Origin of the sequence: Mesorhizobium metallidurans STM 2683 (assembly GCF_000350085.1) — a bacterium.
Lineage (GTDB): Bacteria > Pseudomonadota > Alphaproteobacteria > Rhizobiales > Rhizobiaceae > Mesorhizobium > Mesorhizobium metallidurans.
The window spans coordinates 34490-52019 of sequence record NZ_CAUM01000119.1 but is presented as its reverse complement, the minus strand read 5'-3'; the positions used below and the strand labels follow the sequence as shown (position 1 = coordinate 52019).

The following is a 17530-nucleotide window of genomic DNA, read 5'->3' as shown; positions in this document are numbered from 1 at the left end:
CTGTCTGAAGCCTGAGAGACTCGCGCCCCGTAACTCTGTCGGCAGCGCTTACACCTTCGGCGCGGGGGCAAGCCCCGACTTTCCAGAGTGTCTTTCCCGTCTACGGTTCTTTTGCCTGAGAGATTTCGGGCGATTTCCCCTTCGGCGGCAGCTCTCGCTGCTCTCTCCCGCAAACAGGTAGGACTCAAACCATGAGCCCTCGACTCGCCATCCATAGCCCGTGAACGACACCTTGTCACCTGCCCGCGACATCTAAAGCGCGTCGCACTGAACGGATTCAGGTGCCGCTACCCGAAACCGCTGCACACTTTTGGGCGACATGCATAGCCGACAAGTCTTCGCTAACCACGCCGTTTGGCGGTTTCTCAAGACACTGCCGATATAGGGATCGCCATGGTGCTTGGGGCCGGCGTTGCCGGCGATGGACGGGAACGAAAAGATGGGCGAACTGATCATGAGCGCGCCGGTGGCCGGGCTGACGTCGAAAAATCGCATCACGGCTGAAGATGTGGTGATGCTGCGCCGCGAGGTGTTCGGCGACGGCGTGGTGACGCGCGGCGAAGCCGAGGCGTTGTTCGCGCTCGATGCGACGACCAAGGACAAATGCGCGGAATGGCCTGACTTCTTCGTCGAAGCCGTCACCGACTACATCGTCCATCAGGAAAAACCGGCAGGCTATGTCTCGGAAGACAATGCCGATTGGCTGGTGCGGACGATTTCGCGCGATGGCATGGTCGACAGCCGCACCGAGCTCGAACTGCTGGTGCATGTGCTGGAAAAGGCGAAGTCCTCGCCGAACCGGCTTTCCGCCTATGCGCTGGAGCAGGTCGCCCATGCCGTCATCAACGGCAAGGGGCCGCTGATGCACGGCGGCAAGCTGGTTCCCGGCAGGATCGCCAAGGCGGAAGTCGAGCTTCTGCGTCGCATCCTCTACGCCTATGGCGGCGACGGCAACATTGCCATCACCCGCTCTGAAACCGAAGTGCTGTTCCAGATCAATGAGCGGACGGCCGCGGCCAGCAACGATCCGTCCTGGAACGATCTGTTCGTCAAGGCGATCGCCAATTTCGTGATGTGCTCGGCCGGCTATGAGGCGCCGATGCGCGACGTGGCGCTGCGCCAGGACTCTTTTTTCGAGCAGGCCGAACCGGAAATTGGCGGTTTCTTCAGCCGCATGGTGTCAGGCGGGCTTGCCGGCATTCTGGAAGCCTACCGCGCCCCGGGCGATATCGAGGCCGAATGGGAATCGAAGAACAAGGCAGCCGAGGCCCTGGCGCGCCGCGCCGAAACCGTCGACGCCGGCGAGGCGAAGTGGCTGGCCGAGCATATCGGCGACCGGCCGCTGCAGGAGAACGAGAGGGCGCTGCTGACGCTGATCAGGCACGCCTCGCCGGAAATCCATCCGGCACTGAAGCCGCTGATCGACAAGGTCGCCTGAACAGCGCGAAAGATCGCCAAGCTATTGTTTGGCAGACTCGGGCTTGCCGGTGTCGAAGCGCGACATCCATTTGAAGCTGTCGAACCAGTAGCGGCGCACGCCGCCGATGGTGCCGTCGGCGGTGCGCGCGGCGATCCAGTTGTTGACGTACTGGATGAGGCGGACATCGTCCGGCCGCAAGGCAAACGCCTCCGGCGTCCGCAAAAGCGGCCCGCCGACCATCGTCAACTTCGCATCATAAAGCCTGGCCGCCATCTGCGGCGTCGGCGAGGTCGCGACCATCGCCTGCGCCTCGCCGCCGATGATGGCGGCAAAAACATCGGCCGTGTTGTCGAAGGACAGGATATTTGCCTTGGGGAAGGCTTCCTTCGCGGCGGCTTCATCCGTGGAATTGGAGAGCACGGCGATCTTGTAACCCGGCGCGCGCAATGCTTTTCCCGGCTTTTTGCCAAGGCTGGCGATCGTTGCCACCATACGGATGTCGGCGGTGCCGGTCTTGTCGGAGAACACCACTTCGCGGGCGCGTTCGGGCGTGCTGGCGTAGCCGGCAGCGATCATATCGAAATCGCCCTTGAGCAACCGTGTCTTGAGGTCATTCCAGGGCACTTCGACCAGCTTCAGGTCGACGCCGAGGTCGGAAGCGAGCGCGTTGGTCAGATCCACGTCGTAGCCAGCGAATTTCCCGTCGGCTTTCTTGAGGATCCATGGCGGATTGAGCGCCACGCCAACCGTCAGCGTCTTCTGGTCGAGGATGCGCTTGAGGCTGTCGTCCGCCCGGGCGGATGGCGCCGCCAGCACCAACCAGGCGGAAAGGGCAAGTATAGTTGCGGCGATCATCTTAGCGCGCATGAATGTAACCTCGCTGCAGTCCGTCCGGTTGTCAGATTTACACAGAGGTGCCATTCTGTCGATAGCGGACCCTGATGGAGACTTGCGATGTCGGCAAGGATGGCGGTTACCGGTTCGATGATGTTCCTGGCCTGCGCCCTGGGCAATCCGGCGAAGCTCTCTTTGTTGCCGGCCGCGGCGCAGGCGGCGGGCGGCAAACGCGTGGTCTGCTCCAGCGCGGACTATCGCTACTCCTATTGCGGTGTCGATACGCGGCGCGGCGTGCAATTGACGTCACGGCTTTCGAAGGCGCGTTGCCAGTATGGAAAAAGCTGGGGTTATGACGGAGGCGGCATCTGGGTCGACAATGGCTGCTCGGCCGAATTCGCGGTCGCCGGTTCCGACCGCAAGCCGTCCGCCGGCGATGTCGCGGCGGCAATCATCGTTGGCGGCGTGGTCGGCGCCATTCTCGACAACAACAACTCGCATCGCCGCCATGTCGACAATTACTATCCGAAGCCGCGCCAGCGCCAAAACGACCAATGGATCGATCCGACGCCGCAATTCGACAATCAGGGCAACCCGAACTTCGATACCCACGGCAACTATCAGGGGCCGCACGGGCTGGGCAAGCTCGTCACTCCCGACGACAATCCGGATCTGAACCCGGCCCTGCGCAGCGAAGGTGATGACAACGACGACGGTTAGAACCAGGCGTGGCGCCTATCTTTTCGGGATCATGCGTCTGTAAACGGTCAAATGCCGCCGTACCAGTCGTAGCCATTGTCTTCCCAATAGCCGCCCCTGCCGCCGCCGACCGTGGCGAAGCCATCGACCAGTTCGATCTTGGTGAGATATTTCGGCATCTTGTAGCCGAGCTGACGCTCGACGCGGACACGCAGCGGCGCGCCGTTCTCGACCGGCAGCGGCTTGCCGTTCAGGCCGTAGGCCAGGATGGTCTGCGGGTGGCGGGCGTCGATCAGGTCGATCGAGCCGTAATATTTGATGTCGCCGGAGAGGCTGCGGTCGATGGTGTCGAGGCAGTGGAACATGACGTAGCGCGCCTGCGGCTTGACCACGGCCTGGTCGAGAACCAGGGACAGCGGCGTGCCGGTCCATTTGGCGATGCAGCTCCAGCCTTCGACGCAGTCAAGGCGGGTGATCTGGGTGCGGCTCGGCATGTTCTGAAGCTGCTCGCGGCTCAACGACAGCGGCTTTTCGACGAGGCCGGACACCTCCAGCCGCCAGTCGGCGAAATCATTGGCAAGCAGGCCCTTATAGACATCGTCATCGGGCGCGGTGACGCCATTCGGCCGCTGCGCCTGGCGGATGTCGGCTTCGGTGAATTCCGGCGCCAGCGCATCACTGCCGGCGAGTAGGCGCTGCGCTCGCCAGGTCAGGCCGTTGGCGCCTTCGAGGAAGCTGCGCAGGCCGTCGCCGACGCCAAGCTGGCTGTCGAAGGCGTCGCAGCCCGACAGCATGATGCCTGATAGGCCGAGGCTGGCCGAGGTCAGGAATTTTCTTCGGTTTATCTGTAGGTTGGGGCTTATCTGTAACTTTGGCATGTCAGGCGCTCCTCTCGGGCGATTGGCTGTCATGCGCCGGCGGATCGGTTCGGTACCAGCCGGTGATGATGGAGCGCAGCTCGTTGATCGGGCCGGCGGCGAAGATCATCAGCATATGGATGACAAAGAAGGCGATGAGCAGCACCATCACGATGAAATGGATGGTGCGCGCCGTCTGCCGGCCGCCCAGGAGGTCATTGAGGAACGGCAGCACCGAATTCATGCTCGGCGACATGGCGAGGCCGGTGATGATCATCAGCGGCAACAGCACGAACAGCACGCCGCCATAGGCCATCTTCTGCAGTGTGTTGTATTCGCGGGTGTGATGAAACTTGAGCTTGGCGTGGTCGACAATGTCCCGCGGCAGGCGCTTGAGATCAGTGATGCGCGGGGCGAGATCGCGGCGCAGATGGCCATTGATCAGGCTGGCGATCAGCCAGACGATCAACGTCGTCGACAGTATCCAGGCGAAGAAGAAATGAACGACGCGGGCGGTGCCGAGGTCGTAATAGGACGGAATTGTCGCCCATGACGGAAAGGCGCGGGACGTTTCCTGTCCCGGCGGCCCCGACCAGCCGAGCACGCCGGTCGTGTCGAAACGCTTGCCCAGGATTTCGGTGTAGCCGCGCGGGCCGGTAGCGGTATTCTCGGCGCCGATGGCAAAGACTGTGTTGTTATAGTCGAAACCGGACTCCTTGCCGATATAGAGCTGCGGGCGGGCGTTGAAGATCTGCAGGCCGGAAAGCAGCATGAAGAACAGCGAGATCGCCCAGAGCCAATGCGTCAGCCGCGTCCAGCGCGACTGCCGGTAGATCAGCGTCTCATCCTTCGATGGGGCGGTGTCCGCGCCGGCGGTGGGTTGGCTTCTGGCAACCGATTCCATTTTTCTTCACCTCCCGGCCTTGCGATCTTGGTGCGGCAGCGCTCTTCGTTCTCCTCCCAATACGTCGCCAGCCAAAGCGATGTTTCATCCGATCACGGAATTATTACGGGCTGCTCGATATTAAGGGCTGCCGAGGCTGACCGCCAGGTTGACGGCGGCCGCGACGATCACCGTGTTGAAGAAGAACGACAGGATCGAATGGACGAGCACGACGCGGCGCATATGCGAGGTCGTTATGTTCACGTCGGCGGTCTGCGCGGTCATGCCGATGATCGACGAGAAGTAGAGAAAGTCCCAGCCTTCCGGCCGCTTGCCGCCGGGGAAGTCGAAGCCGCCGACCGGGTTTTTCTTCTTGGTTTCGGTATCGATCGCATCGCCGTCCATCCAGTAGACATGCGCGTAGTGAATCGCCGCCATCGCATGGATGGTGAACCAGCCAAGCGGGATCGAAGCGAGCGCAAACAGCAACCCTAGGAGCTGCTTGCTGTCTTTCGTGTTGATGAGCTGGAACAAGGAGATGGTGGCGACGCCGACGACGATAAGCGTGACGGCGAAGATGACCAGCACCGGCTGGTCGGTGGCGCGCGCATTCTTGCTCAGATAGCGGCCCGTGAGCAGCGGCATCTGGGCGACGACGAGGATGATGTAGGCGGCAAAGAACGCATTGGCGCCGATCGAATAGGCAAGGGGTGCACGCAGGATCAGCGCGATCGCCAGTGCCGCTACACCGATACAGGCCGACACCGCGAACTGCATGTGCCGGTGCAAGGGTGTCTTGATGGGCGTTTCGGCGGCCATGGCTTTAGTCAGGTGTGGCGGATTTCAACGCCCGTCGCAAGATACGATCGAGTTCGCCGAGAAAGCGCGAACGGTCCTGCGGCGCGAAGCTCGCATTATAGCCCTTGCTTTCGCCGGTCTCGCGCAGATGCTGCTTGAGGTCGCGCATCGCCACCGCCATGCCGATCGTCTCCGGCGTGAACGGGCGTCCGGTCGGGCCGAGCACATGAGCGCCAAGCGCGACCGTGCGGGCGGCGAGCGGGATATCTGATGTCACCACGACGTCGTTGGGCCGGGCGTTGTCGACGATCCAGTCGTCGGCGGCGTCAGCGCCTTTCGACACCACGACATTGCGGATCATCGGATCGCGCGACGGGCGCAGACCGCCATTGGAGACGAAGGTGACGATGACGCCGTGGCGCTCGGCGACCTTTTCGACCTCGGCCTTCACGGGGCAGGCGTCGGCGTCGACGTAAATAGCGGGTGCTGGCATCGTTCGTTCGTTCCAAAGAATATGGGGCCGGGTGAGATGTCCGGCCCCATTGATGTCGTCGAGCCGTCGCTAGGCCGGCAACGCTCCAGACTTCTTCGCCGTCCATGTGGCGATGTAATCCATCAGGCCGGGATTGAGGCAATCATAGGGTTCGAGCCCGATGGTCTTCAACCGCGCGCGGATGCCGTCCATTCGTTTCGGGTCGACACCGGATTCGATGATCGACGAGACGAAGGCGGTGAAGCCTGGAGGCGACCAGCCGTCCTCTTGGAAACGCTCAGGGTGAATGAAGCTCAAGCCCTTGAACGGGTGGTCGCGTTCGACCGGCCCGTGCATGTGAACGCCGCAACCGGTGCAGGCATGGCGCTGGATCAGCGCGCTCGGATCGACGACCTTCAGCTTGTCGCCATTCTCGGTGACGGTCACATCGCCCGTGCCGGCAACGGCAACGACCGAGAATATCGCGCCATCGGGCTTCCAGCATTTGGTGCAGCCGCAGGCGTGGTTGTGGGCGATCTGGCCCTTCACCTTCACTTTCACCGGTTTGCTCGTGCAGGCGCAGACCAGCGTGCCGCCGGCAAAGCTTGCGCTTTCCCTGGGCAGACCATTGTCGATTTTCGGATGCAGTTTTTCCGGCATGTTTTCTCCTCCCTTGTCTTGAACCACAGAGGTCGCAGGCCGGTTGGCCGACGGCGTGTGGCTTTACCCTAGTAAACCACGATACTCCTGATCGACTTGCCCTCATGCATGAGGTCAAAACCCTTGTTGATGTCCTCCAGCTTCAGCGTGTGGGTGATCATCGGGTCGATCTGGATCTTGCCGTCCATGTACCAGTCGACGATTTTCGGCACGTCGGTGCGGCCGCGCGCGCCGCCGAAGGCGGTGCCCATCCAGGTGCGCCCGGTGACCAGCTGGAACGGCCGTGTCGAGATTTCCTGGCCGGCGCCGGCAACGCCGATGACGACCGACTTGCCCCAGCCGCGGTGAGACGATTCAAGGGCTTGGCGCATCACTTTCGTGTTGCCCGTGCAGTCGAATGAATAGTCGGCGCCGCCGATCTGGTCGGCGCCGCGCTTGGTCATGTTGACGAGGTGGGGCACGATATCGCCCTCGATCTCCTTCGGATTGACGAAATGCGTCATGCCGAATTTTTCGCCCCAGGGTTTCTTGTCGTTGTTCAAGTCAACACCGATGATCATATCGGCGCCGGCGAGCTTCAGCCCCTGGATGACGTTGAGGCCGATGCCGCCGAGGCCGAAGACGACGGCGGTGGCGCCTTGCTCGACCTTGGCCGTGTTGATGACCGCGCCAATACCTGTCGTGACGCCGCAGCCGATGTAGCAGATCTTGTCGAAGGGGGCGTCGGGATTGACCTTGGCGACCGCAATCTCGGGCAGCACGGTGAAATTGGAGAAGGTCGAGCAGCCCATGTAGTGAAACAGCTTGTCCTTGCCGATCGAGAAGCGCGACGATCCGTCCGGCATCAACCCTTGGCCCTGCGTAGCGCGAATGGCGGTGCACAGATTGGTCTTTCTGGACAGGCAGGACGGGCACTGCCGGCATTCGGGCGTATAAAGCGGGATGACGTGGTCGCCCTTCTTGACCGAGGTGACGCCCTTGCCGACATCGACGACGACACCTGCGCCCTCATGGCCGAGGATCGCCGGAAACAACCCTTCTGGGTCGGCACCCGACAGCGTGAACTCGTCGGTGTGGCAGATGCCGGTCGCCTTGATTTCGACGAGCACCTCGCCGTCGCGCGGGCCGTCGAGGTCGACCTCCATGATCTCAAGCGGCTTTCCGGCGGCGACAGCAACGGCGGCACGGGTTTTCATCAGGCAATTCCTCCCAAACTATTTTCGTCCAAGCTCTCAGGTTTTTGTGGTGCGATCAACTGGGCCACAGAACCAAATTGGACTCGCAAATCGATTGAAGGTCGGTGAATTGCATGGCCTGCTTGACGGCACAAGCACAGGTCATAAAAGGAACGGCCGACCGGAGGGGAATAGCGCCCGTATGTTCACGAAAATCCTGATCGCCAACCGTGGCGAGATCGCCTGCCGCGTCATTAAGACGGCGCGCAGGATGGGCATCGCCACCGTCGCGGTCTATTCCGATGCCGATCGCGATGCCGTGCATGTCGAGATCGCCGACGAAGCGGTGCATATCGGGCCGTCGCCCGCCGCGCAGAGCTATCTGGTGCCGGAGAAGATCATTGCCGCCTGCAAGGCGACGGGTGCGCAGGCCGTGCATCCCGGTTACGGATTTCTTTCGGAGCGCGCCTCCTTTTGCGAGGCGCTGGAGGCCGAAGGCGTCGTCTTCATCGGCCCGAAGCCCAAGGCGATCAAGGCGATGGGCGACAAGATCGAATCGAAGAAATTCGCCAATGCCGCCAAGGTCAGCACCGTACCCGGCTGGCTCGGCGTCATCGAGAATGCCGACCATGCCGAAAAGATCGGCGGCGAGATCGGTTATCCCTTGATGATCAAGGCCTCGGCCGGCGGCGGCGGCAAGGGCATGCGCATCGCCTGGAGCAAGGCCGAGGTGCGCGACGGGTTCGATCGCGCGCGCTCGGAAGCCAGGAGTTCGTTCGGCGACGACCGCGTGTTCATCGAAAAATTCGTCGTCGATCCACGCCACATCGAAATCCAGGTGCTGGCCGACGCGCATGGCAATGCGCTTTATCTCGGCGAGCGCGAATGCTCGATCCAGCGCCGCAACCAGAAGGTCGCCGAGGAAGCGCCGTCGCCTTTTCTCGACGCCAAGACCCGGAAAGCCATGGGCGAGCAGGCGGTGGCGCTGGCCAGGGCCGTCGACTACGAGAGCGCCGGCACTGTGGAGTTCATCGTCGATAGCGAAAGGAACTTCTATTTCCTTGAAATGAATACGCGATTGCAGGTTGAGCATCCGGTGACGGAACTCGTCACCGGCATCGATCTGGTCGAGCAGATGATCCGCGTGGCATCGGGCGAGAAGCTGGCTATCAAGCAGAGCGACGTGAAGCTGAACGGCTGGGCGGTGGAAAGCCGCCTCTATGCCGAAGATCCTTATCGCAATTTCCTGCCCTCGATCGGCCGGCTGACCAGATACCGACCGCCGGAAGAGGGAAAGTTCGGCGATGTCGTCATCCGCAACGATACCGGCGTCACCGAAGGCTCCGAGATTTCGATGTTCTATGACCCGATGGTCGCCAAGCTGTGCACCTGGGCGCCGACGCGGATCGCGGCAATAGACGCCATGTCGGAGGCGCTCGATAGTTTTGTCGTCGACGGCATCGAGCACAACATACCGTTCCTGGCCGCATTGATGCAGCATCCGCGCTGGCGGGAAGGGCGAATATCGACTGGTTTTATCGCTGAGGAATATCCCGACGGCTTCGCGCCGATCATGCCCGATGGTGCGGAAAAGGCGGTGCTGGCGTCGATCGCCACCGCGGTCGAGTTGCTGCGCCGCGACCGGCTCGACCGGCTGGGCGGACGGCTGGCGCCGCATTCGGGCGTGCTGAAGCGAGACTGGGTGGTGAAGATCGGCGAAGACTACCTTTCGGCCTCGATTCTCGAAGGCATGATCTCCATACCGATGGAGATCGATCTGTCGATCGACGGCAGCGAGGCGCTGACGGTGGCTTCCGACTGGCGGCCCAGCGACCTCATCTGGCGCGGCACGGTCGGCGACCGCAGGATAGCGGCGCAGATCAGGCCGGTACCGAACGGGTTGCGCATCGCCTGGAAAGGCATGTCGGTGACGGCGCGGGCCATGCTGCCGCGCACGGCCGAGCTCGAAAGGCTGATGCCGGCAAAAGTGCCGCCGGATACGTCGAAGATGCTGCTCTGTCCGATGCCTGGACTTGTCGTGTCGATTGCCGTCGCCGAGGGTCAGGAGGTCAAGGCCGGCGAGACGCTTGCCGTGGTCGAAGCGATGAAGATGGAAAACGTGCTGCGCGCCGAGCGCGACCTCACCGTTGCGAAACTCAACGCCAGGCCGGGCGACAGTCTTGCCGTCGATGCGGTGATCATGGAATTCATCTGATCTTTTTGAGCGAGATCGAGGACTGGAAACCGCCGGCCCTCGATCTCAGGATCAAACCGGATCCGCCACCTTGCTCTGGTCGGTGACGACGTACACGCAGGCGCGGCAGGCGTCAGCGCCGCGCTGGCTGTACCATCGGCATGTGCCGCGGATAGCGCAGCGCGGCAGGTTTTCGGCAGGCGCGACCATCTGCTCGGTCATGCCGGTCAGCACCTTTTCGATGACGCCGCAGGAATTGCCAGTCCACTGCTTGCATTTGCCCTCGACGCAGCGGCCGGCAAAGCGGAAGCGGGCCTCCGGGGCGCCGGCCTTGCTCGCCTGCTCGACGAATTCGGCGTCGATTTCGAGCCTCGTCGGGATCGGCTGCACGATGCCGTCCGCCCCGACCACGCCGATCAGCAGCGCTCCCGGTTCGGCGCGAGCACTCGGGCAGGACTTTTCGCCGCCCTCGACAAGCTTGGCGCTTACCGGAACCGCGTTTACATCTGCCGGAGCGAACGACATGGTTCTAGCGCATCATCCCGCCGATTTGCTTGTCGAGGGCGGGAAGCTGGTGCTGGTCGATATGCGCAACCAGGCCGAGCCATTCCTTGGGGAAGCGCAAGGCGATCTCGGGTTGCGTGTGGGTTTCGGCGATCGACGTCAGCACCGCGTGCTGAATGGTCTTCGCCATTTTTTCTTCCATGCCCTTGGCAAGCTTGAGACCGCTGAGATCGACGACAAAACGGCTAGTCATGAAAACCTCCTTGTTGAAAGACGATTTCATTCACGCTGGCAGTGTGCGGCTGGCGCTGTCCATCGACCATGAAGCGCTTCACACAGGATTGCGGCGCGAGGCCGCCGACGTTTCCGGGAATTGGCAAGTGTGGAGGCCGAGAAGGCTGGCAGGCCGAAGCGCGGCAGCCTAGATTGGAGGGGCAAGAATCGCGGATCGGAAAGCAAAGACTGGTGGCAGACGAAAAGGCGACGCGCGATCCCTTGATGCGCGAGGCGATTGCCAAGGCGGCAAGACCGGAGGTGGCGGCGCGGCCGTTCATCCATCTGCGCGTGCATTCGGCCTATTCGCTGCTCGAAGGCGCCCTGCAGCTCGGCACGGTTGTCGCCCATGCGGTCAAGGACGGGTGCCCGGCCATCGCCGTGACCGACACCAACAATTTGTTCGGGGCGCTGGAATTCGCCCAGAAGGCGGTGAAAGAGGGCATTCAGCCGATCATTGGCTGCCAGACCGCTCTCGCCTTTTCCGGCGAGGCGAGCAACAGCCAGCGCGACCGCAGGCGGCAAGGCCCGGACATGCGGCCGGTGGTTCTGATCGCGGCGACCGGGGCCGGCTATTCCAACCTGGTCAGCCTGGTCAGCCGGGTCTATTTAGAAATGCCGCCCGGCGAGGCGGTTCACCTGACCACCGAAATGATGGAAGGCCATTGCGACGGGCTGATCTGCCTCAGCGGTGGGCCGCGCGGCCCGATCGGCACCGCCTTGAAGGAAGACCGCCGCGATCTTGCCGAGCAGCGGCTGCTCACGCTCAAGGCGCTGTTCGGCGACCGGCTCTATGTCGAGCTGGATCGGGTTTCCGGCTACGATCGCACGATCGAGAAGTCGACGGTCGATCTGGCCTATAGCCACGACCTGCCGCTGGTCGCCACCAACGAGGCATTTTTTTCCTCACGAGAAGACTATGAGGCGCACGACGCGCTGATCGCCATCGCGGAGGGCTCGGTCGTCGCCGTCGACAACCGCCGTCGCCTGTCGCCGGACAATTTCCTGAGAAGCCAGGCCGATATGGCACGGCTGTTTGCCGATTTGCCGGAAGCGATCGACAACACTGTCGAGATCGCGCTGCGCTGTTCCTATTATCCGAAAACCCGCAATCCGATCCTGCCGCGCTTCACCGGCGGCGATGTCGCCGACAATGACGCGGCGGTGAAGGCGGAGGCCGAGGAACTGGCCCGCCAGGCCCATGAAGGGCTGGAGGCGCGGCTGGCCGCACATGGCCCCACGCCAGGCTATACGGTCGAGCAATATCGCCAACGGCTCGATTTCGAGCTCGGCGTCATCGAGAAGATGAAATATCCCGGCTATTTCCTGATCGTTGCCGATTTCATCAAATGGGCCAAGGCGCAAGGCATTCCGGTCGGGCCGGGGCGCGGTTCGGGCGCCGGCTCGCTGGTCGCCTATTCGACGACGATCACCGACATCGACCCGCTGCGTTTCTCCTTGCTGTTCGAGCGCTTCCTTAATCCCGACCGCGTGTCGATGCCCGACTTCGACATCGACTTCTGCCAGGACCGGCGCGAGGAGGTCATCCGCTACGTCCAGCAGAAATACGGCCGCGACCAGGTCGGCCAGATCATCACCTTCGGTACACTGCAGGCCCGTGCGGTGCTGCGCGATGTCGGCCGCGTGCTGCAGATGCCCTACGGCCAGGTCGACAAGCTCTCCAAGATGGTGCCGTCGAACCCGGCCAATCCGGTCAAGCTCGCCGACGCCATCGCCAACGAGCCGCGCTTTGCCGAGGAGGCCGAGAAGGAACCGATCGTCCAGACGCTGCTCGACATGGCGCAGAAGCTGGAAGGCCTCTACCGCCATGCTTCGACCCATGCCGCCGGCATCGTCATCGGCGATAGACCTTTGTCGGAACTGGTGCCGATGTACCGCGATCCGCGTTCGGACATGCCGGTCACCCAGTTCAACATGAAATATGTCGAGCAGGCCGGGCTGGTGAAGTTCGACTTCCTCGGCCTGAAGACGCTGACGGTGCTGGAAACCGCGGTCAAGCTGATCCGCCGCCGCGGCATCGAGATCGACCTTGCCCGCATTCCGCTCGACGATCCCGACACCTACGCCATGCTGTCGCGCGGCGAGGTGGTCGGCGTGTTCCAGGTGGAAAGTGCCGGCATGCGCAAGGCGCTGATCGGCATGCGGCCCGACTGCATCGAGGACATCATCGCGCTTGTCGCGCTCTATCGTCCCGGTCCGATGGAGAACATCCCGACCTACAACGCCAGAAAGCATGGCGAGGAGGAGATGGCCTCGATCCACCCGAAGATCGACCATCTGGTGAAGGAGACGCAAGGCGTCATCGTCTACCAGGAACAGGTCATGCAGATCGCGCAGGAGCTTGCCGGCTATTCGCTCGGCGAAGCCGACCTTCTGCGCCGCGCCATGGGCAAGAAGATCCGTGCCGAGATGGACAAGCAGCGCGAGCGCTTCGTCTCGGGCGCCGTCGAGCGCGGCGTCGGCAAGCCGCAGGCCGACTTCATCTTCGACCTTTTGGCGAAATTCGCCGACTATGGCTTCAACAAGTCGCATGCCGCCGCCTATGCGGTGGTCTCCTACCAGACGGCCTATCTCAAGGCGCATTATCCGGTCGAGTTCCTGGCGGCGTCGATGACGCTCGACATGGGCAACACCGACAAGCTTGCCGATTTCCGCCAGGATGCGCTGCGCCTCGGCATCGAGGTGGTGGCGCCGTCGGTCATGACCGGTTTCCGCGACTTCGAGGTCGGCGAGAACAAGATCTTCTATTCGCTGGCAGCACTCAAGGGCGTCGGCGATGCCGCGGTCGAGCACATCGTCGCCAAGCGCGGCGAAAAACCGTTCAAGAGCCTCGCCGATTTCTGCGAGCGGGTCGACCCGAAGATCGTCGGCAAGCGCGTCTTCGAAAGCCTGATCATGGCCGGCGCGCTGGATTGCTTCGGCCATGACCGCGCCGCGATGATGGCCGGCGTCGAGCGGATGATGGGGCTGGCGTCGCTGGCGCAGCAGAATGCCGTTTCGGGTCAGGCCGACATCTTTGGCGCTTCGCTCGGTGCGCAGTCGCAGGCGCTCAATCTGCCGGCGGCCGAGCCATGGCTCGCCGCCGACCGCCTGCACCGCGAATTCCAGGTGGTCGGCTTCTATCTCTCGGCGCATCCACTCGACGAGTACCGGGCGGCGCTGCAAAAGATGCGGGTGCAAAACTGGGCCGAATTCTCGGCCGCCGTCAAACGGGGTGCTGCCGCCGGCCGGCTTGCCGGCACCGTCACCACCAAACAGGAGCGCAAGACGCGCACCGGCAACAAGATGGGCGTCGTGCAGTTCTCCGACAATTCGGGCCAGTATGAGGCCGTGCTGTTCTCCGAAGGCCTGGCGCAATACCGCGATCTGCTGGAGCCGGGCCGCTCGGTGGTGATCACCGTTTCGGCCGAGGACAGGCCTGAAGGCGTCAACCTTCGCATCCAGACCGTGCAGTCGCTGGAAGATGAGGCAAGCCGCGTCCAGAAGGCCTTGCGCATCTTCGTGCGCGATGCAGCACCGATCGGCACGCTTGCCGGCCAGCTTGCCGTGAAGGGCGAAGGACAGGTAAGCTTCGTTCTGATCAAGGATGACGGCCATGGTGAGGTCGAGATCGAACTGCCCAGCCGTTATCGTATCTCGCCGCAGATCGCGTCTGCGATGCGCGCGGTGCCGGGTGTGGTTGAAGTGGAACTGGTCTAGAACCTAAACCATCTGTTTTTTGACGATTGGAGGCGCGCCATGGATGAGCGGACTGCCGCTTTCGAACTGATACGGATGGTCAATGAGTACCGGGTATCGCAGGCGATCTCGGTCGCGGCGACGCTCGGCATCGCTGACCACATCAAGGATGGCAAACGCTCCGCTACCGAGCTTGCAAGCCTGACCGACACCCATCCTCGCGCGCTCTATCGGTTGATGCGCGCGCTTGCGGCTGCCGGCCTATTTCACGAGGGGGAGGACGAACTGTTCTCGCTGACCCCGCTGGGTGGCGCCTTGCGCTCCGATGCGGAGTACTCGGCTGCACCCTGGGCGGCTTTTGTTGGGAGGCCCTACTACCGGCAAGCGTGGAGCGAGCTGCTCTACAGCATCCAGACCGGCAAGAATGCATTTCACCATACCCACGGCAAAGGCGTCTGGGAATACCGGGCCGAACATCCCGAGGAGTCCGCCATCTTCGATCGTGCCATGGCGGCGAATTCGCGCGGCGCGGCGGCGGCCATCCTGGCGGCATATGATTTTTCGCCGTTTCCGATCATCATGGACGTCGGCGGCGGGCAAGGATCGCTGCTTGCCGAAGTTCTTGCCGCGACCCCCGGCAGCCGCGGCATTCTTTTCGACCAGCCGCATGTGGTGGTGCGGGCCGCCTCGGTGATGGCGGCGAAAGGTGTCGCCGATCGCTGCGAGATCGTTGGTGGCGATTTCTTCGCCGCGCTACCTGCCAGGGCGGACGCGGTGCTGCTCAAATGGATACTGCACGACTGGGACGACGAGACCAACGTCGCGATCCTGAAAAACTGTCGCCGGGCGATCCATGATGGCGGCAAGTTGCTGGTGTTTGAGGCCGTGCTTGCGCCGCCCAATCAAGGGGCGAATGCCAAATTCTCCGACCTCAACATGCTGGTCGCGCCTGATGGCCAGGAGCGGACGGCCGAAGAGTTCAAGTCGCTGCTGGCAAAGGGTGGATTCGAGGTAACCGAGATCGTCGAGGCGGGACCACGTATCAGCATCGTCGAGGGCAGGCCGGCGTGATGGCTCCGGCTGGCATCCATAAGACCGGCATCCATAGGACCGGTTGCTTTCGCCTTGCGATGGCTTCCATCGGCCAGCTCGCTGGACGGCCGCCGCCGCGAACGCTATCGCAGTCATCATGAAAGCGGCAGCGAAGGCCGAATTGCAGGATCGTTCAGCCCTGGCGCGGCTGCGCGACATGTTGCGCAAGCTCTACCACGGACGCACGCCTGCGGCTTTCCGGTTTCAGCTTGTGGCCATCATCATCGACCTGGCCATCATCGGCTTCTTCATCGCCACACCGGTCATTCAGCAGTCGTCCTCGTTCCTGTGGCTCGATTACTCGGTGGCGGTGCTTGTCGCCGCCGACATGGCTGCCCGGTTGCTTGCCTCCAACGATATGCTGCGCCTGATCAGACAGCCGGCGTCGTGGATCGATGTCTTCATCCTGCTGACGCTGCTGATGCCTACCGCACTGGCCAATCTCGGTTTCCTGCGTATCCTCAGACTATGGTCGATGTCGCGCAGCGGTAGGTTGTGGCGGCATTTGGAGATGCGCGGCCTCAGGCGATGGCGCGAGGCGAGCCACGCAGTCATCAATCTCCTGACCTTCCTGTTTGTCATTACCGGCTTCGTCTACACCTTCTTCTTCCGCAGCCAGGCTGGCCTAGAAGGCTATATCGACGCGCTCTATTTCACCGTCGCCACGGTGACCACGACCGGCTTCGGCGACATCGTGCTGCCGGGAATAGCAGGCAAGCTCACCGCGATCGCCACCATGATCATCGGCATATCCCTGTTCGTCAGGCTGGCGCAGGCACTCTTTCGCCCGGCCAAGGTCTTTTTTCCTTGCCTGCAATGCGGGCTGCAGCGGCACGAGCCGGATGCTGTCCACTGCAAGGCCTGCGGGCATCTTCTCAAGATACCCGACGACGGCGATTGAGCCCGGAGGCTCTATGATACCGCGACTTCCGCCGGTTTCGCCCCTCGCCATTGCAGATTGAGCAGATTGCCCATCAGGATCAGCAAGGCGCCACCGGCGGTGAAAGCGTCGATCTGCTCGTGATAGAGCAGCCAGCCGATCAACGCCGACAGCGGCACGCGCAGGAAATCCATCGGCGAGATGACCGTCGCATCGGCATAGCCAAGCGCCCGGGCCATGCAGAAGTGCGACGACATGCCGGTGAAGGCGATCAGCACGATCCACGGCCACAGTTCGAGCGGCGGGTTGCGCCACTCGTAGAGCGCCGGAACGAGGCCGATAACCGACTGGATGACCAGCATCCAGAAGATGATGCGCACGACGCTGTCCGTGCGTGTCAGTGATTTGACCAGGACCACCGATATGCCGAAGCAGACCGCGGCGCCCAGCACGACAACATATCCCGGATTAACGGCGCCCATGCCTGGGCGCACGATGATCACCACGCCGATCAGCCCGAGCACGATCGCCGCAAGTCTCGGCCTGGAGAGCCTTTCGCCGAGGAAGCCAACCGCCAGAATGGCCGTCCAGATCGGCGTGGTGAACTCGACGGAGATCAGCACAGCCAGCGGGATCAGCGTCAGCGCGTAAAGCCAGGCAACCTGGCCTGTATAGTGGATGACATTGCGGGCGATATGGGCGACGGGGCGCTCCGTGAGCATTGCTGCAAAACCGCCTGATGCCATCACCAGCGGCAGCAGGATGAGAAGGCCGATCACCGAACGCAACTCCAGCACCTGGAAGACGTTGATCTCGGCGGTTGTGGCGCGGCCGGCGACCGACATCGCCAGGAACGAGGCGATCGACAGCGCCATCCAGAACGCGGCCTTGGGGATCGAGGGCGAGGGTGCCATGCGCGCTATGTCGCAAGCCGGGGCTTTCACCGCAACCGCTAGGCGGCGCATTCGACTGGGCCAGAAGCTGCGCGTTGCAAAACAGTCATGTTGAAAGTGGAACCTGCCGCGGCGACAAGCGTTGATTCCCGGTATTCCTGACTTGCTTGGAATTCTTTGTCTCTGACAGCACGGGG

At 62.6% G+C, this 17530-nt stretch carries 16 protein-coding genes and 1 riboswitch; of the genes, 6 read left to right on the top strand and 10 right to left on the bottom strand.

Annotated elements, in window-relative coordinates; translation table 11 throughout:
• Nucleotides 1–93: 93 nt before the first annotated feature.
• Nucleotides 94–180, bottom strand: a riboswitch (glycine riboswitch).
• A 259-nt stretch (nt 181–439) separates the two neighbouring features.
• Nucleotides 440–1438, top strand: coding sequence for a hypothetical protein (locus MESS2_RS19710; protein WP_008876182.1), 999 nt, complete (start codon nt 440–442; stop codon nt 1436–1438).
• Between the two features lie 21 nt (nt 1439–1459).
• Here MESS2_RS19710 and MESS2_RS19705 read toward each other — a convergent pair whose 3' ends face one another.
• Nucleotides 1460–2287: a transporter substrate-binding domain-containing protein gene (locus tag MESS2_RS19705; protein ID WP_008876181.1), complete on the bottom strand. Its 828-nt coding sequence runs from the start codon at nt 2285–2287 to the stop codon at nt 1460–1462.
• Nucleotides 2288–2374: 87 nt separating this feature from the next.
• Here MESS2_RS19705 and MESS2_RS33040 point away from each other — a divergent pair, with 87 nt between their 5' ends.
• On the top strand, nt 2375–2974 hold the full coding sequence (locus MESS2_RS33040) for a DUF3011 domain-containing protein (RefSeq protein ID WP_008876180.1): 600 nt from the start codon (nt 2375–2377) through the stop codon (nt 2972–2974).
• A 47-nt stretch (nt 2975–3021) separates the two neighbouring features.
• Here MESS2_RS33040 and MESS2_RS19695 read toward each other — a convergent pair whose 3' ends face one another.
• From MESS2_RS19695 to MESS2_RS19670, 6 genes are all read right to left on the bottom strand, one after another.
• Nucleotides 3022–3831 carry a molybdopterin-binding protein gene (locus tag MESS2_RS19695; protein ID WP_008876179.1) on the bottom strand — a complete coding sequence of 270 codons (810 nt, stop codon included), beginning with the start codon at nt 3829–3831 and terminating at the stop codon, nt 3022–3024.
• Between the two features lies 1 nt (nt 3832).
• The gene (locus MESS2_RS19690) at nt 3833–4714 is read right to left on the bottom strand and encodes a cytochrome b/b6 domain-containing protein (RefSeq protein WP_008876178.1); all 882 of its coding nucleotides are present in this window, start codon (nt 4712–4714) and stop codon (nt 3833–3835) included.
• A gap of 120 nt (nt 4715–4834) precedes the next feature.
• Entirely contained in the window at nt 4835–5512 is a 678-nt protein-coding gene (locus MESS2_RS19685) for a DUF1345 domain-containing protein (protein ID WP_008876177.1), read from the bottom strand.
• Nucleotides 5513–5516: 4 nt separating this feature from the next.
• Complete coding sequence (locus tag MESS2_RS19680) at nt 5517–5984, bottom strand: YaiI/YqxD family protein (RefSeq protein WP_008876176.1); 468 nt, start codon at nt 5982–5984, stop codon at nt 5517–5519.
• A gap of 69 nt (nt 5985–6053) precedes the next feature.
• Complete coding sequence (gene gfa, locus MESS2_RS19675) at nt 6054–6623, bottom strand: S-(hydroxymethyl)glutathione synthase (protein WP_008876175.1); 570 nt, start codon at nt 6621–6623, stop codon at nt 6054–6056.
• Between the two features lie 68 nt (nt 6624–6691).
• Nucleotides 6692–7819, bottom strand: coding sequence for an S-(hydroxymethyl)glutathione dehydrogenase/class III alcohol dehydrogenase (locus tag MESS2_RS19670; RefSeq protein ID WP_008876174.1), 1128 nt, complete (start codon nt 7817–7819; stop codon nt 6692–6694).
• Between the two features lie 181 nt (nt 7820–8000).
• Between MESS2_RS19670 and MESS2_RS19665 the strand changes: the two genes are divergently transcribed.
• Nucleotides 8001–10013, top strand: coding sequence for an acetyl-CoA carboxylase biotin carboxylase subunit (locus MESS2_RS19665; RefSeq protein ID WP_008876173.1), 2013 nt, complete (start codon nt 8001–8003; stop codon nt 10011–10013).
• A 51-nt stretch (nt 10014–10064) separates the two neighbouring features.
• Here MESS2_RS19665 and MESS2_RS19660 read toward each other — a convergent pair whose 3' ends face one another.
• Together MESS2_RS19660 and MESS2_RS19655 are read right to left on the bottom strand one after the other, a co-directional pair.
• Entirely contained in the window at nt 10065–10517 is a 453-nt protein-coding gene (locus MESS2_RS19660; RefSeq protein WP_008876172.1) for a hypothetical protein, read from the bottom strand.
• A gap of 4 nt (nt 10518–10521) precedes the next feature.
• Nucleotides 10522–10749 carry a hypothetical protein gene (locus MESS2_RS19655; protein ID WP_008876171.1) on the bottom strand — a complete coding sequence of 76 codons (228 nt, stop codon included), beginning with the start codon at nt 10747–10749 and terminating at the stop codon, nt 10522–10524.
• Between the two features lie 245 nt (nt 10750–10994).
• Here MESS2_RS19655 and dnaE point away from each other — a divergent pair, with 245 nt between their 5' ends.
• The 3 genes from dnaE (at nt 10995) to MESS2_RS19640 (ending at nt 16461) form a co-directional block, all read left to right on the top strand.
• On the top strand, nt 10995–14489 hold the full coding sequence (dnaE, locus tag MESS2_RS19650; protein WP_209436117.1) for a DNA polymerase III subunit alpha: 3495 nt from the start codon (nt 10995–10997) through the stop codon (nt 14487–14489).
• Nucleotides 14490–14528: 39 nt separating this feature from the next.
• The gene (locus MESS2_RS19645) at nt 14529–15539 is read left to right on the top strand and encodes a methyltransferase (protein WP_008876169.1); all 1011 of its coding nucleotides are present in this window, start codon (nt 14529–14531) and stop codon (nt 15537–15539) included.
• Nucleotides 15540–15657: 118 nt separating this feature from the next.
• Entirely contained in the window at nt 15658–16461 is an 804-nt protein-coding gene (locus MESS2_RS19640; protein WP_008876168.1) for a potassium channel family protein, read from the top strand.
• 11 nt (nt 16462–16472) lie between these two features.
• On the opposite strand, the gene MESS2_RS19635 is transcribed toward MESS2_RS19640, so the two are convergent.
• Nucleotides 16473–17354 (bottom strand): DMT family transporter, encoded by an 882-nt coding sequence (locus tag MESS2_RS19635; RefSeq protein ID WP_008876167.1) that lies wholly within the window; start codon nt 17352–17354, stop codon nt 16473–16475.
• Nucleotides 17355–17530 lie beyond the last annotated feature (176 nt).

What these genes read in the sequence shown, in the direction of transcription:
- MESS2_RS19710 (WP_008876182.1), top strand. Translation starts at nt 440, where the DNA reads ATGGGCGAACTGATCATGAGCGCGCCGGTGGCCGGGCTGACGTCGAAA.
- MESS2_RS19705 (WP_008876181.1), bottom strand. Translation starts at nt 2,287, where the DNA reads ATGCGCGCTAAGATGATCGCCGCAACTATACTTGCCCTTTCCGCCTGG.
- MESS2_RS33040 (WP_008876180.1), top strand. Translation starts at nt 2,375, where the DNA reads ATGTCGGCAAGGATGGCGGTTACCGGTTCGATGATGTTCCTGGCCTGC.
- MESS2_RS19695 (WP_008876179.1), bottom strand. Translation starts at nt 3,831, where the DNA reads ATGCCAAAGTTACAGATAAGCCCCAACCTACAGATAAACCGAAGAAAA.
- MESS2_RS19690 (WP_008876178.1), bottom strand. Translation starts at nt 4,714, where the DNA reads ATGGAATCGGTTGCCAGAAGCCAACCCACCGCCGGCGCGGACACCGCC.
- MESS2_RS19685 (WP_008876177.1), bottom strand. Translation starts at nt 5,512, where the DNA reads ATGGCCGCCGAAACGCCCATCAAGACACCCTTGCACCGGCACATGCAG.
- MESS2_RS19680 (WP_008876176.1), bottom strand. Translation starts at nt 5,984, where the DNA reads ATGCCAGCACCCGCTATTTACGTCGACGCCGACGCCTGCCCCGTGAAG.
- gfa (WP_008876175.1), bottom strand. Translation starts at nt 6,623, where the DNA reads ATGCCGGAAAAACTGCATCCGAAAATCGACAATGGTCTGCCCAGGGAA.
- MESS2_RS19670 (WP_008876174.1), bottom strand. Translation starts at nt 7,819, where the DNA reads ATGAAAACCCGTGCCGCCGTTGCTGTCGCCGCCGGAAAGCCGCTTGAG.
- MESS2_RS19665 (WP_008876173.1), top strand. Translation starts at nt 8,001, where the DNA reads ATGTTCACGAAAATCCTGATCGCCAACCGTGGCGAGATCGCCTGCCGC.
- MESS2_RS19660 (WP_008876172.1), bottom strand. Translation starts at nt 10,517, where the DNA reads ATGTCGTTCGCTCCGGCAGATGTAAACGCGGTTCCGGTAAGCGCCAAG.
- MESS2_RS19655 (WP_008876171.1), bottom strand. Translation starts at nt 10,749, where the DNA reads ATGACTAGCCGTTTTGTCGTCGATCTCAGCGGTCTCAAGCTTGCCAAG.
- dnaE (WP_209436117.1), top strand. Translation starts at nt 10,995, where the DNA reads ATGCGCGAGGCGATTGCCAAGGCGGCAAGACCGGAGGTGGCGGCGCGG.
- MESS2_RS19645 (WP_008876169.1), top strand. Translation starts at nt 14,529, where the DNA reads ATGGATGAGCGGACTGCCGCTTTCGAACTGATACGGATGGTCAATGAG.
- MESS2_RS19640 (WP_008876168.1), top strand. Translation starts at nt 15,658, where the DNA reads ATGAAAGCGGCAGCGAAGGCCGAATTGCAGGATCGTTCAGCCCTGGCG.
- MESS2_RS19635 (WP_008876167.1), bottom strand. Translation starts at nt 17,354, where the DNA reads ATGGCACCCTCGCCCTCGATCCCCAAGGCCGCGTTCTGGATGGCGCTG.